Below are 14,168 nucleotides of genomic sequence, written 5' to 3' on the forward strand. Positions count from 1 at the left end.
ATGGACTGGCTCGACGCCCTGGGACAGCTGCGCCGGGAGGGCCTCCCGACCGTCCTCCTCACCGTGCTGGAGGTGCGGGGCCACGCGCCCCGCGACCCCGGCGCCAAGATGGTCGTCAGCACCACCGGGCTCTGGGGCTCGGTCGGCGGCGGCAACCTTGAGATCACCGCGGTCGAGCGCGCCCGCGAGCTGCTGCGGGGCGACCTGCGCGGCGGCCCGGAGGTGCTGGAGTTCGGCCTGTCCGAGCACGCCCCGGCCGCGCACGGCCGGCAGTGCTGCGGGGGCGTCGTCCGGATCCTCGTCGAGCCGATGCCGGTCCGGCCCACGGTGGCGATCTTCGGTCTGGGCCACGTGGGCCTCGAGCTCGCCCGGATCCTCTCCCGGCACGACCTCGAGCTCGTGCTCGTCGACAGCCGGTCCGACCACGTCGTCGCGGCCGCGGCCCTCCCGCCCGGCCCCGCCGGGGTGGACCTGCGGCACGAACCCGCACCCGAGGCGGTGCTGGCCGGGCTGCCGCCGCGCGCGACCGTCCTCGTCCTCACCCACGACCACGCGGAGGACCTCGCCGTCTGCGACATGGCGCTGCGCACCCCCGCGCTCGGGGAGATCGGGCTCATCGGGTCGGGGGCCAAGTGGTCGCGGTTCCGGACCCGGCTGCTGGGCGAGGGGCATACCCCCGAGCAGGTGGACGCGATCCGCTGCCCGATCGGGGTCCCCGACATCGCCGGCAAGGAGCCCGCGGTGATCGCCGTGTCCGTCGCGGCCGACCTGCTCCGGCTGCTGCAGCCCGCAGACGTGCCCGCCCCGACGGCGGGAGAGGTGCGATGAGCGCGGTCACCTACCTCGCCCGCGCCCTCGACACCCCCACCAACCCCTTCGAGGACGGTCCCGGCGCGCTGCGAGCCGAGGAGGTCGCCCTCGAGGTGCGGGACGGGACGATCGTCGGGCGCCGCGCGCTCGTCCCGGGCGAGAAGGCGGTGGCCACCGGTGAGGTCGTCGACCTGCGCCACGGCGTCCTGCTCCCGGGCATGGTCGACACCCACGTCCACTTCCCGCAGGTGCGGGCGATCGGCGGGCTGGGTATGCCGCTGCTGGACTGGCTCGAGCGCTGCGCGCTCCCGGAGGAGGCCCGGCTGGCCGACCCCGGCTACGCCGAGGAGGTCGCCGACGAGTTCCTCGACGGGCTCGCCCGGGCCGGCACGACCACCGCGCTCGTCTTCGGCTCCCACTTCGCGAGCGCGGTCGACGCGCTCTTCGAGCGGGCGGAGCGCAGCGGCTTGCGGATCACCGCCGGCCAGGTGCTCTCGGACCGGATGCTGCGCCCCGAGCTGCACACCGACCCCGCGACCGCCGCCGCCGAGGGCGCCGCCCTCATCGAGCGCTGGCACGGCGCGGCCGGCGGGCGGCTGCGGTATGCCGTCACCCCCCGCTTCTCGCTGTCCACCAGCGAGGCGATCCTGCGCGTGTGCGAGGAGCTGCTGCACAGCCGGGACGACCTGTGGTTCACCAGCCACATCAACGAGAACCTGCGGGAGATCAGCACGGTCGCCGAGCTCTTCCCGACCTGCCAGCACTACCTCGACACCTATGCCCGGCACGGGCTGGTCGGGCCGCGCTCGGTCCTCGCGCACAACGTCATCCCGGGCGAGGACGAGCTGCGCCTCCTGGCCGCCAGCGGCGCCGCGGTGTCGCACTGCCCGACGAGCAACGCCGCCCTCGGCAGCGGCATGTTCCCGCTGCGGCGCCACCTCGACGCCGGGGTGCAGGTCGCCCTGGGCACCGACGTCGGCGCCGGCGCCGGCTTCAGCATGCTCAAGGAGGGGCTGCAGGCCTACTACCTCCAGCAGCTCCTCGGGGCCGAGGGCGTGCCCCTCACGCCCGCGCACCTGCTCTACCTCGCCACCGGCGCCGGCGCCCGCGCTCTCGGCCTCGGGGAGCAGGTCGGCGACCTGGGCGTCGGCAAGCAGTTCGACGCCCTCTGGCTCGTGCCACCCACCGGCAGCACCCTCGACACCGCGCTGCGGCACGCCCCCGGAGACTCTGACAGGCTGGCCCGGATCTTCGTCCTGGGCACCCCGGCAGACGTCGCCGCCACCTGGGTGGGGGGCCGGCTCGTGGCCGGTCACGCACCTGCCAGCACCACGCATACCCCAAGGAGCACGCATGTCCACGCACGAACCTGACCGTCCCCCCACCGGCGGCAAGTCGCTCGCCGACCCCGACAGCGCCACCCCGGAGCAGCTCGACACCGGCACGCACGACACCGCCCGCGCCGAGGTCGCCGCCCAGCAGGCCGACCACCGGGCCGGCCTGGTCCACGGCAGCGACGGGCGAGCAGGCGGGACCCCCGCCGAGCCCAAGAACGCGCTCGACCGCTTCTTCGGGATCAGCTCCGCGGGCTCCAGCGTGCCGGTCGAGCTGCGGGCGGGCCTGACGACCTTCCTGACGATGAGCTACATCATCTTCGTCAACCCCAACGTGCTCGGCAACGCCATCGACGTCGGCCCGACCACCTTCGTCCAGCTGCTCTCGGTGACCTGCATCGCGGCGATGTTCGGCTCGCTCGTCATGGGCCTCATCGCGCGCTACCCCTTCGCGCAGGCGCCGGGCATGGGGCTCAACGCCTTCTTCGCCTTCACCGTCGTGCTGGGTATGGGGGTGGAGTGGCAGACCGCGCTCGGCGCCGTCTTCATCTCCGGCATCCTCTTCGTCGTGCTCAGCGTGCTCGGCGTGCGCCGGGCGATCGTCCAGGGCATCCCCATGGGGCTCAAGCTGGCCATCACCGCGGGCATCGGCTCCTTCCTCGCGCTACTCGGGCTGCGCACCGCCGGCATCGTCGTCGCCGACGAGGCCACGCTCGTCGGGCTCGGCGACCTCGGCGCCCCCAGCGCCTGGCTGGCCGTCATCGGCCTCATCTTCACCGCGGTGCTGCTCCAGCTGCGCGTCAAGGGCGCCATCCTGTGGGGCATCCTCGTGACCTCGCTGCTGGCCATCGTCACCCGGGCGGAGGTCTACACCGGGGCCGACGGCGCCCCCGCGGCCTTCGGCGGCTTCACCGACGGCATCGTCGGCGCGCCGGTGTGGCCCACCGACCTCGTCGGGCAGATGGACATCGTGGGCGCGCTCGGTCTGGGCCTGCTCAGCGTCGTCTTCACCTTCTTCTTCGTCGACTTCTTCGACGCGACCGGCACCCTGACCGGCCTGGCCCAGCGCTCGGGCTACCTCGACGAGAAGGGCGACATGCCGCGCGCCAAGACCGTCTTCTCCATGGACGGGCTGGCCGCCATGTTCGGCGCCTTCATGGGCACCTCGACGACGACGGCGTATGTCGAGAGCGCCTCCGGCATCGAGGAGGGCGGCCGCACGGGCCTCACCGCCACGACCACCGGCCTGCTCTTCGGCCTGTCCCTCTTCCTGTGGCCGCTGGCCGGGGCCATCCCGGGCGCGGCCACCGCCCCGGCGCTGGTGCTCGTCGGTGCGCTGATGATGGACGGCATCCGGCACATCGAGTGGGACGAGGTCGCCGAGGGCGTCCCCGCCTTCCTCACCATCATCGTCATGCCGCTGACCTTCTCCATCGCCAACGGCGTCTCGATGGGCATCATCAGCTACTGCGCGATCAAGGCCCTGACCGGCAAGGCCAAGCAGGTCCACTGGGTGCTCTACATCGTCGCGGTGCTGCTGCTCGCCCGCTACGTCTGGCTCGGCGAGTAGCGCCTGCTGCTGGACCGGACCCTGCCGCCGACCCCTGGCGGTAGGGTCCGCCCATGCCCGGCGACCTGCACCTGCCCACCGCGGTGCTGGTCCTCGCGGTGGTCGCGGCCGGGCACCTGCTCCTCTGGTGGTGGCGGCGTCGCACGGCCCGCGGCTTCCTCTCCGAGACCGACCAGCAGACCTACGAGACGCTGCGCTCCGGCGCCCAGGCCGGGCGGAGCCTGCGCTCGGGTCTCACCGAGAGCCACGCCGAGCCCGCCGCCCGGCACCTGCGCATGATGCTCGGCGCGACCGCGCTGGCGGTCTGCGACAGCCAGCAGGCGCTCGCCTGGTCCGGCCTCGGCGACCACCACCGGGCGCAGGCCGCCGACCACGCCGCCCGGGTCCTCACCAGCGGTGACGTCGTCGTCCTCACCCGCGCCGACCTGCCCTGCACGGCTCCCGAGTGCCCGGTCCGCGCCGGGGTCGTGGCCCCGCTCGTCGTGGACGACCGCGTCATCGGCGCGCTCGCGGCATACTCCCCGCGTCCCTCGGCGGGCCTGGCCCGGGCGACCGAGCAGCTGGCCACCTGGGTGAGCGGGCAGCTCGAGCTGGGGGAGCTCGACCGGGAGCGGACGCGGGCGATGGAGGCCGAGCTGCGCAGCCTGCGCGCCCAGATCAGCCCGCACTTCATCTACAACTCGCTCGGCGCCATCGCCTCCTTCGTCCGGACCGACCCGGACCGGGCGCGCGAGCTGCTGCTGGAGTTCGCCGACTTCACCCGGTATGCCCTGCGCCGCGGCGGCGTCTACACGACCCTCGCCGACGAGCTGCGCAACGTCGAGCGCTACCTCGTGCTGGAGCAGGCCCGCTTCGGCGAGCGGCTCACCGTCAACCTGCTCATCGCGCCCGAGGTGCTGCCGGTGGCCGTGCCCTACCTCGCGGTGCAGCCGCTGGTGGAGAACGCCGTGCGCCACGGGCTGGCCGGCAAGGAGGGCGTCGGGACGGTGACGATCACCGGCACCGACCTCGGCGACCTGGCCGAGATCGCCGTCGAGGACGACGGCGTCGGGTCCGACCCCGAGCTGGTCCGGCGCGCCCTGGACGGGGAGTCCGAGGGCGCCGACGGCAGCGGCGGCGAGGGGATGGGCCTGGGCAACGTCGACGCCCGGCTGCGCCAGGTCTACGGCGACGACCACGGCCTCGTCGTCGAGACCGCGCCTGGCCTGGGCACCAAGGTGACGTTCCGGGTCCCGAAGTACGCCCCCGGCGTCCACCCGGACGCGTAGAGGCTCGACCCCGCCCGGGGAGGATCGGTGCAGGCGCAGGCATACTCCCCGGGCTGGGCCACTTCTCCGGGGAGGATCGGTGCAGGCGGACCGATCCTCCCCAGGGGGAGCGCCTGTCCGGGGAGGACCGTCCCGGCCGCGCCCTACGATGTCCGCCATGCGTGCCCTCGTCGTCGACGACGAACCGCCGGCCCTGTCCGAGCTGAGCTACCTGCTGGAGCGGGACGGCCGGTTCGAGCGCGTGCGGCCGGTCGCCTCCGGCGCCGACGCGCTGCGGGTGCTGGACGACGGAGAGGTCGACGTCGTCTTCTCCGACATCTCGATGCCCGGCCTGGACGGCATGGAGCTGGCCCGGGTGGTCGCCCGCTCCGAGCGCCCGCCGCTCGTCGTCTTCGTCACCGCGCACGAGGAGCACGCCGTGGACGCCTTCGCGGTGCAGGCGGTCGACTACGTCATGAAGCCGGTCTCACCCGCCCGCCTCGCGCAGGCGGTGGACCGGGTGGTCGGCGCGCTCGCGCAGCGCACGGCCACCGACCCGGCGCAGGACCCCGAGCGCTCCACCGGCACGACCGGTGAGCCGGCGGACGAGCGCATCGCCGTCGAGCTGGGCGGGGTGACCCGCTTCGTGCGGCGCTCGACGGTCCGCTACGTGCAGGCCCAGGGCGACTACGTGCGGCTCTTCACCGGGTCCGCCTCGCACCTGCTGCGGGTGCCGCTGACCACGCTGGAGACCCGCTGGGCCGAGGCCGGCTTCGTCCGCATCCACCGCTCGACCCTGGTCAACCTCGCCCACGTCGGGCAGGTCCGCCAGGGCCAGGGCCGGCTCGCGCTGCGGCTGCTGCCCGACGGGCCGGAGCTTCCGGTCGCCCGGCGCCACGCCCGCGCCGTGCGCGAGCGGGTCCTCGCGGCCGCGGCCGACGCATGAGCGGCGAGCACGGCGCCCGGGTCCGCGTCACCTCCTCCCGCCGCGGCGCCACCACCGCCCGCCGACGGCCGCTCGCCGCCTCGCTCGTCGAGCAGACCGGGGCGGGCGAGCTCTACCTCCGCGGCCTGCTGCGCGCCCAGCTCCGGCTCGCGCTGCTCGTGCTGGCCGGGCTCGCGGTGGTGCTCGGCGGCATACCCGTGCTGTATGCCGTGCTGCCCGCCGCGCGTTCGGTCCAGGTCGCCGGCGTCCCGGTCGTCTGGCCGGTGCTGGCGGTGCTCGTCTACCCGGTCCTCGTCGCGGTCGCGGCGTGGTACACCCGGGCGGCGACGCGCGTCGAGCGGCGCCTCTCCGCGGCCGCGAAGGAGCGCTGAGCGGTGGCCGCCAGCCTCGCCGGCGGTGCCGTGCTGCTCGTCTGCCTCGTCACGGTCGCGCTGAGCGCCTTCGCGCTGCGGCTCTCCCGCCGGACCAGCGACTTCTACGTCGCCGGCCGCGCGGTCTCGCCGCAGCGCAACGCCGCCGCGATCGGCGGGGAGTACCTCTCCGCCGCCAGCTTCCTCGGCGTCGCCGGCCTGATCTACGACCAGGGCGTGGACGCGCTGTGGTACCCGATCGGCTACACCGTGGGCTACCTCGTGCTGCTCGTGCTCGTCGCGGCCCCGCTGCGCCGCTCGGGGGCATACACGCTGCCCGACTTCGCCGAGGCCCGGCTGGAGTCGCGCCTGGTGCGCCACCTGTGCTCGGTGCTCGTCGTCTTCATCGGCTGGCTCTACCTCGTGCCGCAGCTGCAGGGCGCCGGCTTCACGCTGCGGCTGGTGTCGGGCGCGCCGCTGTGGCTGGGCCCGGTCGTCGTCGTGGTCGTCGTGGTGCTCTCCGTCGCGGCCGGGGGTATGCGCTCGATCACCCTGGTACAGGCGGTGCAGTACTGGATCAAGCTCACCGCGCTCGCGGTCCCCGCGGGCATCCTGCTCGCCGTCTGGTGGGGCAGCCAGGGGCCGGGGCTGGACGTCGCGCAGAGCTGGGTGCTGCCGGGCGGGGGACCGGCGGGCGGCGGGCACGGGCTCTACCGCACGCTGTCGCTGGTGCTCGCGCTCTCGCTCGGGACGATGGGGTTGCCGCACGTCGTCGTGCGCTACTACACGAACCCGGACGGCACGGCGGCGCGGCGCACCACCGTGCGGGTGCTCGTGCTGCTGGGCCTCTTCTACGTCGTCACGGTCGTGTATGCCCTGCTCGGCCGCGCCTATCTCCCCAGCCTGGCGGCGGGTGAGCGGGCCGACACGGTCGTGCTGCGGCTGCCGGCCGAGGTGCTGCCGGGCGTGGGTGCCGAGCTGCTGCTCGCGGCGCTGGCCGGCGGTGCCTTCGCGGCCTTCCTGTCCACCTCCTCCGGGCTGGCGCTCGCCGTGACCGGCGTGCTCAACCAGGACGTGGTGCGGCCGGTGCTGGCCCGGACGGTGCCCGGCGACTCCTCGGAGGTCGCCGGCTTCCGGATCGCCGCGGTCGTGGCCGTGCTCGTGCCCGTGGCGGGCGTGGGCTTCTTCCCCGAGGTGCCGCTCGCGGCCTTCGTGACGCTGGCCTTCGTCATCGCCGCCTCGACGTTCTTCCCGCTGCTGGCGCTCGGGGTCTGGTGGCCGAGGCTCTCGGTGCAGGGGGCCGCCGCCGGGCTGGTGACCGGCACGGTGCTGGCGACCGCTGCGGTCGCCAGCACCGTGCTCGCCGACGGGTCGGACGGCTGGGCGGCCGCCCTGCTGGCGCAGCCCGCGGCCTGGATCGTCCCGCTCGTCTGCGCCGTCATGGTCGGGGTCTCATTGCGGACCCCGACCGGGATCCCCCGGGGAGCCGCCCGCACGCTGGTGCGGCTGCATACCCCGGAGGACCTCACGGCCTGACCTCACAGGTGGCTGGTGATCTCCGCGTCCTCGCGCAGGTCCGCGACGAGCTCGTCCGTCGCCGCGGCCTGCTGCTCTGACGTCAGCTGCTGGGCGAGCTGGTCCCTGACCTCGTCGAACTCCGGGATCTCCGGCTGCGGCTGGGCGGTGCCGCTCGCGCCCGACTCGCCCTGGTCGGCCGCCTCCTCCTGCTGGCCGACGAGCTCGTCGTAGTAGTCGCGCAGCTCCTCCTCGGAGGGCTCCTCGACCTCGGCCTCCTGCTCCACGTAGGCCTGGATCGCGAGCTGGTTGCGGGCCTCGCGGCGGGCGGTCTCCTCGTCCATGCCCTGCTCCTCGAGGACCCCGAGGAACTCGTCGACCGACTCCAGCCCGTTGCCGGTCGCCAGCTCCTCGAGCAGCCCGTCCACCTCCTCGTCGGTGGGCTCGAGGCCGGCCTCCTCGGCCGCCTGCCGGAGCAGCACGCTGTCCACGACGGTGTCGAGGGTGTCGGCCTGGAGCTGCTCGGTGTCCATCTCCTCACCGCTCATCTGCGCCTGGCCGGCGGCACTGGCGAACTGGCTCTCGTAGTAGGCGGCGAAGTCGTCCTTCGGGACGTCCTCGCCGTTGACCGTGGCGACCGGGTCGGGGATACCGCTCAGGTCCGGTTCGGGCATGGCCTCGGGCATCTCCTGGGGGGCGCTGCTGCTGGCGGCGTCCTCCGGGGGCACGGCACTGCTGCTGCTCGCGGCGTCGCCGTCGCCGCTGCCACTGCACGCGGTGAGCCCCACGAGGCTGAGGGTCAGGCCTGCCGCAGCAAGCCACTTCTGCACGGACATCGTCCTTCTCCCTGGTCGGGTGCGGGTGTGCAAGCCGCGGAAACTAGCACGCCCGGATGGGTCGTCCACCCGGCATTCTCCCAGGGTGCGGCCAGGTCCGCCGCGCGAAGCAGCGGGCCGCCGGGCGCGTGCGGGGCGCCGCTCGGCGCAGGATCGGGGCCCCGGGCCCGACCGGGCCTGCGCCCCGGGGGTGGGGCGAGGCATACTCGGGAGCGACCCCGAGCGCGAGGAGCAACGATGTCCGACGAGGGACTGTCCAACATGCTGCACGAGGAGCGCACCTTCGCCCCGAGCGAGGAGTTCGCCGCGCAGGCCAACGGCACGGCCGAGCTGTTCGACCGCGCCCAGGAGGACCGTGAGGGCTTCTGGGCCGAGCAGGCGCGGAAGTACGTGCAGTGGGAGACCGATTTCGACCAGGTCCTGGACTGGTCCGACGCGCCCTTCGCGAAGTGGTTCGTCGACGGCCGGCTCAACGCCTGCGTCAACGCGGTCGACCGGCACGTCGAGGCCGGGAACGGCGACCGCGTGGCGATCCACTGGGTGGGCGAGCCCGAGGACGACACCCGCGACATCACGTATGCCGAGCTGCACGAGCAGGTGCAGCGCGCCGCCAACGCGCTGGCCGACCTCGGCGTGGGCGAGGGCGACACCGTCATGATCTACCTGCCGATGGTGCCCGAGTCCGCCATCGCGATGCTCGCCTGCGCTCGTCTCGGTGCGCCCCACTCGGTCGTCTTCGGCGGCTTCTCCTCCGACGCGCTGCGCAGCCGCATCGAGGACGCGGACAGCAAGGTCGTCATCACCGCCGACGGCGGCTACCGGCGCGGCAAGCCGTCCGGGCTGAAGTCGGTCGTGGACGGCGCGCTGGAGGGCGAGACGCCGGTCGAGAACGTCCTCGTGGTGCAGCGCACCGGGCAGGACGTCGAGTGGACCGAGGGCCGTGACCGGTGGTGGCACGAGGCGCTCGAGGCGGCCGACGCCACGCACGAGGCGCAGGCCTTCGACAGCGAGCACCCGTTGTTCATCCTTTACACCTCCGGCACGACCGGGAAGCCCAAGGGCATCGTCCACACGACCGGTGGCTACCTGCTGCAGACGGCATACACCTCGCACGTCGTGCACGACATCCACCCGGACACCGACGTCTACTGGTGCACCGCCGACGTCGGCTGGGTGACCGGGCACTCCTACATCGTCTACGGGCCGATGACGCTCGGGGCGACCCAGGTGATGTACGAGGGCACGCCGGACACCCCGCACCAGGGCCGGTTCTGGGAGATCGTCCAGGACAAGAAGGTGACGGTCCTCTACACCGCGCCCACCGCGATCCGGACCTTCATGAAGTGGGGCAAGGAGATCCCGGAGAAGTTCGACCTGTCCAGCCTCAAGCTGCTCGGGTCGGTCGGTGAGCCGATCAACCCCGAGGCGTGGATGTGGTACCGCGAGGTCATCGGCGGCGGCCGCTGCCCGATCGTCGACACCTGGTGGCAGACGGAGACCGGCGGGATCATGATCTCGCCGATCCCGGGCGTCACGGAGACACGGCCCGGCTCGGCGCAGCACCCCATCCCCGGCATCAACGCCGTCGTCGTCGACGACTCGGGGAAGCCGGTGGAGAAGGGCTCCGGCGGCTACCTCGTCGTCACCGACCCCTGGCCCTCCATGCTGCGCGGGATCTGGGGCGACCCGGAGCGCTACAAGGAGACCTACTGGAGCCGGTTCGAGGACATGTACTTCGCCGGTGACGGCGCCAAGCTGGACGAGGACGGCAACATCTGGGTCCTCGGCCGGGTGGACGACGTCATGAACGTCTCCGGGCACCGGATGTCCACCGCCGAGATCGAGTCGGCGCTGGTCAGCCACCCGAAGGTCGCGGAGGCCGCGGTCGTGGGCGCGGCGGACGAGACGACCGGTCAGGCGATCTGCGCCTTCGTCATCCTGCGTGGTGACGCCACCGAGGAAGCCGATGAGGACGGCGAGGGCGAAGGTCTCGTCGCCGAGCTGCGCCAGCACGTCGCCAAGGAGATCGGGGCGATCGCCAAGCCGCGCCAGATCATGGTCGTGCCCGAGCTGCCCAAGACCCGCTCCGGCAAGATCATGCGGCGGCTGCTCAAGGACGTCGCGGAGAACCGCGAGGTCGGCGATGTCACCACGCTGGCCGACTCCTCCGTCATGGACCTCATCACGAAGGGCATGAAGGAGGACTGACCCTCTCGGCCGACCCGCGCGGGTGCGCGCGGGCCGGCGGAGGGTATGCCCTCAGCGGCTCTCCCAGGCGTCCGGCTGACGCAGCAGCTCGGCGACCTCGGCCGACCAGGCGCCGTGGCGCAGCTGGTCGAGGGTGGTGCCGTCGAGCACGGTGCGCAGCGCCGCGCGGGTGGCGACCCAGAGGGCCGGCAGGTGCTCCGCCTCGCCGTCGTAGGCGGTGTCGTGCGGCCGCAGTCCCCGCACCTCGGCGAGCGGGCCGTCGACCGCGCGGATGACGTCGCCGACGGCGATCTCGTCGGCGGGCCGGGCCAGGAGGTAGCCACCGCGTGCCCCGCGCCGGGAGGCGACGAGCTCCGCCCGTCGCAGGTCGGCCACGATCGCCTCGAGGAACTTCACCGGCAGGTCCTGGGCCTGGGCGAGGCGGTCGACCGAGACGGGCCTGGCCTTCTGCGCCGGCGTGTCGTCCTGCGCCGCCGCCAGGGCGAGCATGGCCCGGACGGCGTAGTCCGAGCGCGCCGAGATGTCCACGTCCCCAGTCTCTCGCACCCCCCGGTCGGGGTCGGGGAGCAGGCCGCTTGACATTTATCCTAGTCAACCGACAGGATTTGCAGGAATAACCCGGGCGACGTCGCCCGAGCCCGTGATGTACGACCCTCCAGGACGGCTCTCATGCGTCAACTCATCCTGCTCGCCCTCGTCGGCCTCGCCGCCCAGCTCGTCGACGGCGGGCTCGGCATGGCCTACGGCGTGACCACCACCACCCTGCTGCTCATGCTCGGCACCAACCCCGCGGCCGCGTCGGCCACCGTCCACCTCGCCGAGATCGGCACCACCCTGGCCTCGGGCACCGCGCACTGGAAGTTCGGCAACGTCGACCCGAAGGTCGTGCTGCGGGTGGGTGTGCCCGGCGCGGTAGGGGCCTTCCTCGGCGCCACCGTGCTGAGCTCGATCGACGCCGAGGTGGCCCGGCCCATCACCGCGACGATCCTGCTCGTGCTCGGCGTCTACCTGCTCGCCCGCTTCACCCGCAGCGGTATGCGGACCGATCGGCTCGGGCAGCCGCTGCGCCGCCGCTTCCTCACCCCGCTCGGGCTCTTCGCCGGGTTCCTCGACGCGACCGGCGGCGGGGGCTGGGGTCCGGTCGGCACGCCCGCGCTGCTCGCCAGCGGCCGCATGGAGCCGCGCAAGGTCGTCGGCTCCATCAGCGCCTCGGAGTTCCTCGTCGCGCTGGCCGCGAGCCTGGGCTTCCTCGTCGGGCTGGGCCACCAGGGCATCAACCTCGCGTGGGTGCTGGCCCTACTGGCCGGCGGGCTCGTCGCGGCCCCGATCGCGGCCGGTCTCGTGCGGGTCATCCCGCCGCGGCTGCTCGGCGTCGGCGTCGGCGGGCTGATCGTGCTCACCAACGCGAGGACGCTGCTGCGCAGCGAGATGGTCGACGTCGGCGACGTGACCCGCTCGCTCGTGTATGCCGTGATCGTCGCGGTCTGGCTCGGTGCGCTCAGCTACGTGATCGCCGTGACCCGGGTCAACCGTGCCGCCGCAGGTGGCGCCACGGACGACTCAGCCCGAACCGCCGCCCGCTGACCTCGGTCACGGTGATCGCGACGACGTTGACCTTCTCGTCGCCGATCCAGGGCCGTAGCCGCAGGTTCGCGACCTCGCGGGCCTCCGGGCCCTCGAGGAGCTCGGCGGTGCCGCGCGCCACGACGCTCCAGGCGGTCTCGGCGTCGTCGTCGACCTGGTCGATCTCGAAGGCGACGTCGGAGTCCATGACCACGCCGAGCAGCTTGGAGCCCTCGGCCGTGCGGAAGATGAGGCGGCCGTGGTCGACGGCGTAGTTCACCGGCGTGATGTGCACCTCGTCGGTCAGGTGGTAGGCCAGCCGGCCGAGCTCCTGGTCGGCGAGGAGGCTCCAGCACTCCTGCTCGGAGAGGTGGGTGGTGGGCGAGTCGCTCATCAGCTGCTCCTTCGGACGAGGTGGTGCTCCTAGCATACTACGAGTAGTAGTAATAGTGGGAGCGACAGCACCCCCCGGTCCGGAGCTGTAGCGGTGAAGTCCGCTCAGCCGCCGAACGCCCGCTCGAAGGTGCTCTGCAGCTGGGTCAGGGCGAGCCAGGCGAAGAGCAGGGCGCAGATGCCCATGAGGACGTTGACGACCATGCCGTTGCGCCACTCCTGCGGCGTGCGGTCGGTGTTGAGGATCCACAGCAGCGTCACCGCGAGGAACGGCATGAAGAACGCCCCGAGCACGCCGTAGGCCAGGATCAGCCAGACCGGCTGACCCACGAAGAGCATGATCATCGGCGGGAAGGTCAGCCACAGGATGTAGGCCTTGTACCAGGTGCCGCCGAGGCGCACGCTCGGGTCGTCCTTGGGCAGCTTGCGGGCGTGGCCGATGAAGTCGGCGAACATCATCGAGACGCCGTTCCACACGCCCACGAGCGAGGACATGGCCGCCGACCAGAAGCCGATGAGGAAGACCGTGCCGGCCCACGAGCCATACCGCTCGCCGAGGACGCGGGAGAGGTCGAGCAGGCCCTCGTCACCGGTCTCGACCGCGATCCCGGCGGAGTAGAGCAGCTCGGCGCCGACGATGAGGGTGGAGATGACGAAGATGCCGGTGACGGTGTAGGCGACGGTGTTGTCCAGCCGCATGACGCGCATGTGACCCGGGGTGGTCCAGCCCTTCTCCCGGATCCAGTAGCCGTAGGCCGCGAGCGTGATGGTTCCGCCGACTCCGCCGGCGACGGACAGGACGTTGATGAGGCCGCCCTCGGGGATGCGCGGGACCAGGCCGGTGATGAGCTCGGGGATGTTGGGCAGGGTCAGCACCGCGGCGATGAACATCGTCACGAACATCACGCCGACGAGCGCGGCGCAGACCTTCTCGAAGAAGGCATACTTCCCGAACCACACCAGCGCCGCGCCGACGAGACCGGACAGGATGCCCCACCAGGTCACCGAGAGCGCCGGGAAGAGGCTCGCCAGCGGCAGCCCGGTGCCGGCCATCGCGGCGGCGCCGTAGACGAAGCCCCAGATGACGATGTAGGGCGCGAAGTACCACGTCGTCCAGCGGCCAAGAGTGGCCCAGCCCTCGTAGATCGTGTTGCCGGTGGCGAGGGAGTAGCGGCCGGCGCCCTCGACGAGCACGACCTTCATGAGGCAGCCGACGACGACCGCCCAGAGGAGGGCATACCCGAACCTCTGACCGGCGATGACCGTGGCGACGAGGTCGGCGGCACCGACACCCGTTGCAGCGACGATGAGGCCGGGGCCGACGAGCCTCCAGCCGGGGCGTGACGCGGGGGCGGTCTGCGACTGCGTTGTCATGGCGTCATGTCTACACCAGGGG

Annotated in this window: 13 protein-coding genes; 9 read left to right on the forward strand and 4 right to left on the reverse strand. The window is 72.8% G+C overall.

The features are described from left to right. From xdhC to SGUI_RS11305, 7 genes are all read left to right on the forward strand, one after another. Positions 1–828, forward strand: a complete 828-nt coding sequence (gene xdhC / locus SGUI_RS11275; RefSeq protein ID WP_066640182.1) for a xanthine dehydrogenase accessory protein XdhC — start codon at positions 1–3, stop codon at positions 826–828. Further along, on the forward strand, positions 825–2,183 hold the full coding sequence (gene guaD / locus SGUI_RS11280; protein WP_066640184.1) for a guanine deaminase: 1,359 nt from the start codon (positions 825–827) through the stop codon (positions 2,181–2,183). The genes xdhC and guaD overlap by 4 nt, the downstream gene beginning before the upstream one ends. Next, a complete protein-coding gene (locus SGUI_RS11285) occupies positions 2,164–3,714 on the forward strand; it encodes an NCS2 family permease (protein ID WP_083190647.1) in 1,551 nt (516 codons plus the stop codon). Before guaD ends, SGUI_RS11285 begins: the two co-directional genes overlap by 20 nt. Positions 3,715–3,767: 53 nt before the next feature. After that, positions 3,768–4,982, forward strand: coding sequence for a histidine kinase (locus SGUI_RS11290; protein ID WP_083190648.1), 1,215 nt, complete (start codon positions 3,768–3,770; stop codon positions 4,980–4,982). 157 nt (positions 4,983–5,139) lie between these two features. After that, positions 5,140–5,907, forward strand: a complete 768-nt coding sequence (locus SGUI_RS11295) for a LytR/AlgR family response regulator transcription factor (protein WP_066643296.1) — start codon at positions 5,140–5,142, stop codon at positions 5,905–5,907. Beyond that, positions 5,904–6,278, forward strand: a complete 375-nt coding sequence (locus tag SGUI_RS11300) for a hypothetical protein (RefSeq protein ID WP_066640187.1) — start codon at positions 5,904–5,906, stop codon at positions 6,276–6,278. Before SGUI_RS11295 ends, SGUI_RS11300 begins: the two co-directional genes overlap by 4 nt. 3 nt (positions 6,279–6,281) lie before the next feature. Next, positions 6,282–7,793, forward strand: a complete 1,512-nt coding sequence (locus SGUI_RS11305) for a sodium/solute symporter (RefSeq protein WP_066640190.1) — start codon at positions 6,282–6,284, stop codon at positions 7,791–7,793. A gap of 2 nt (positions 7,794–7,795) precedes the next feature. Here SGUI_RS11305 and SGUI_RS11310 read toward each other — a convergent pair whose 3' ends face one another. Continuing rightward, entirely contained in the window at positions 7,796–8,608 is an 813-nt protein-coding gene (locus SGUI_RS11310; RefSeq protein ID WP_066640193.1) for a SurA N-terminal domain-containing protein, read from the reverse strand. 237 nt (positions 8,609–8,845) lie between these two features. Here SGUI_RS11310 and acs point away from each other — a divergent pair, with 237 nt between their 5' ends. Further along, the gene (gene acs, locus SGUI_RS11315; RefSeq protein ID WP_066640196.1) at positions 8,846–10,816 is read left to right on the forward strand and encodes an acetate--CoA ligase; all 1,971 of its coding nucleotides are present in this window, start codon (positions 8,846–8,848) and stop codon (positions 10,814–10,816) included. Positions 10,817–10,867: 51 nt separating this feature from the next. Here the strand turns inward: acs and SGUI_RS11320 are convergent, their stop codons facing one another. Beyond that, positions 10,868–11,344, reverse strand: a complete 477-nt coding sequence (locus SGUI_RS11320; RefSeq protein WP_066640199.1) for an RrF2 family transcriptional regulator — start codon at positions 11,342–11,344, stop codon at positions 10,868–10,870. A gap of 141 nt (positions 11,345–11,485) precedes the next feature. Here SGUI_RS11320 and SGUI_RS11325 point away from each other — a divergent pair, with 141 nt between their 5' ends. Next, complete coding sequence (locus tag SGUI_RS11325) at positions 11,486–12,400, forward strand: sulfite exporter TauE/SafE family protein (RefSeq protein ID WP_066640202.1); 915 nt, start codon at positions 11,486–11,488, stop codon at positions 12,398–12,400. On the opposite strand, the gene SGUI_RS11330 is transcribed toward SGUI_RS11325, so the two are convergent. Together SGUI_RS11330 and SGUI_RS11335 are read right to left on the reverse strand one after the other, a co-directional pair. Continuing rightward, entirely contained in the window at positions 12,342–12,773 is a 432-nt protein-coding gene (locus SGUI_RS11330) for a pyridoxamine 5'-phosphate oxidase family protein (RefSeq protein ID WP_066640204.1), read from the reverse strand. The genes SGUI_RS11325 and SGUI_RS11330 overlap by 59 nt on opposite strands. Positions 12,774–12,877: 104 nt before the next feature. Next, a complete protein-coding gene (locus SGUI_RS11335; RefSeq protein ID WP_066640206.1) occupies positions 12,878–14,146 on the reverse strand; it encodes an Nramp family divalent metal transporter in 1,269 nt (422 codons plus the stop codon). Positions 14,147–14,168 lie beyond the last annotated feature (22 nt).

Origin of the sequence: Serinicoccus hydrothermalis (genome assembly GCF_001685415.1) — a bacterium.
Classification (GTDB): Bacteria; Actinomycetota; Actinomycetes; order Actinomycetales; family Dermatophilaceae; genus Ornithinicoccus; species Ornithinicoccus hydrothermalis.

Excerpts from the sequence above, each read along its gene's own strand:
- SGUI_RS11335 (WP_066640206.1), bottom strand. The coding sequence starts at position 14,146 with ATGACAACGCAGTCGCAGACCGCCCCCGCGTCACGCCCCGGCTGGAGG.
- SGUI_RS11310 (WP_066640193.1), bottom strand. The coding sequence starts at position 8,608 with ATGTCCGTGCAGAAGTGGCTTGCTGCGGCAGGCCTGACCCTCAGCCTC.
- SGUI_RS11290 (WP_083190648.1), top strand. The coding sequence starts at position 3,768 with ATGCCCGGCGACCTGCACCTGCCCACCGCGGTGCTGGTCCTCGCGGTG.
- acs (WP_066640196.1), top strand. The coding sequence starts at position 8,846 with ATGTCCGACGAGGGACTGTCCAACATGCTGCACGAGGAGCGCACCTTC.
- SGUI_RS11295 (WP_066643296.1), top strand. The coding sequence starts at position 5,140 with ATGCGTGCCCTCGTCGTCGACGACGAACCGCCGGCCCTGTCCGAGCTG.
- guaD (WP_066640184.1), top strand. The coding sequence starts at position 825 with ATGAGCGCGGTCACCTACCTCGCCCGCGCCCTCGACACCCCCACCAAC.
- xdhC (WP_066640182.1), top strand. The coding sequence starts at position 1 with ATGGACTGGCTCGACGCCCTGGGACAGCTGCGCCGGGAGGGCCTCCCG.
- SGUI_RS11325 (WP_066640202.1), top strand. The coding sequence starts at position 11,486 with ATGCGTCAACTCATCCTGCTCGCCCTCGTCGGCCTCGCCGCCCAGCTC.
- SGUI_RS11300 (WP_066640187.1), top strand. The coding sequence starts at position 5,904 with ATGAGCGGCGAGCACGGCGCCCGGGTCCGCGTCACCTCCTCCCGCCGC.
- SGUI_RS11285 (WP_083190647.1), top strand. The coding sequence starts at position 2,164 with ATGTCCACGCACGAACCTGACCGTCCCCCCACCGGCGGCAAGTCGCTC.
- SGUI_RS11330 (WP_066640204.1), bottom strand. The coding sequence starts at position 12,773 with ATGAGCGACTCGCCCACCACCCACCTCTCCGAGCAGGAGTGCTGGAGC.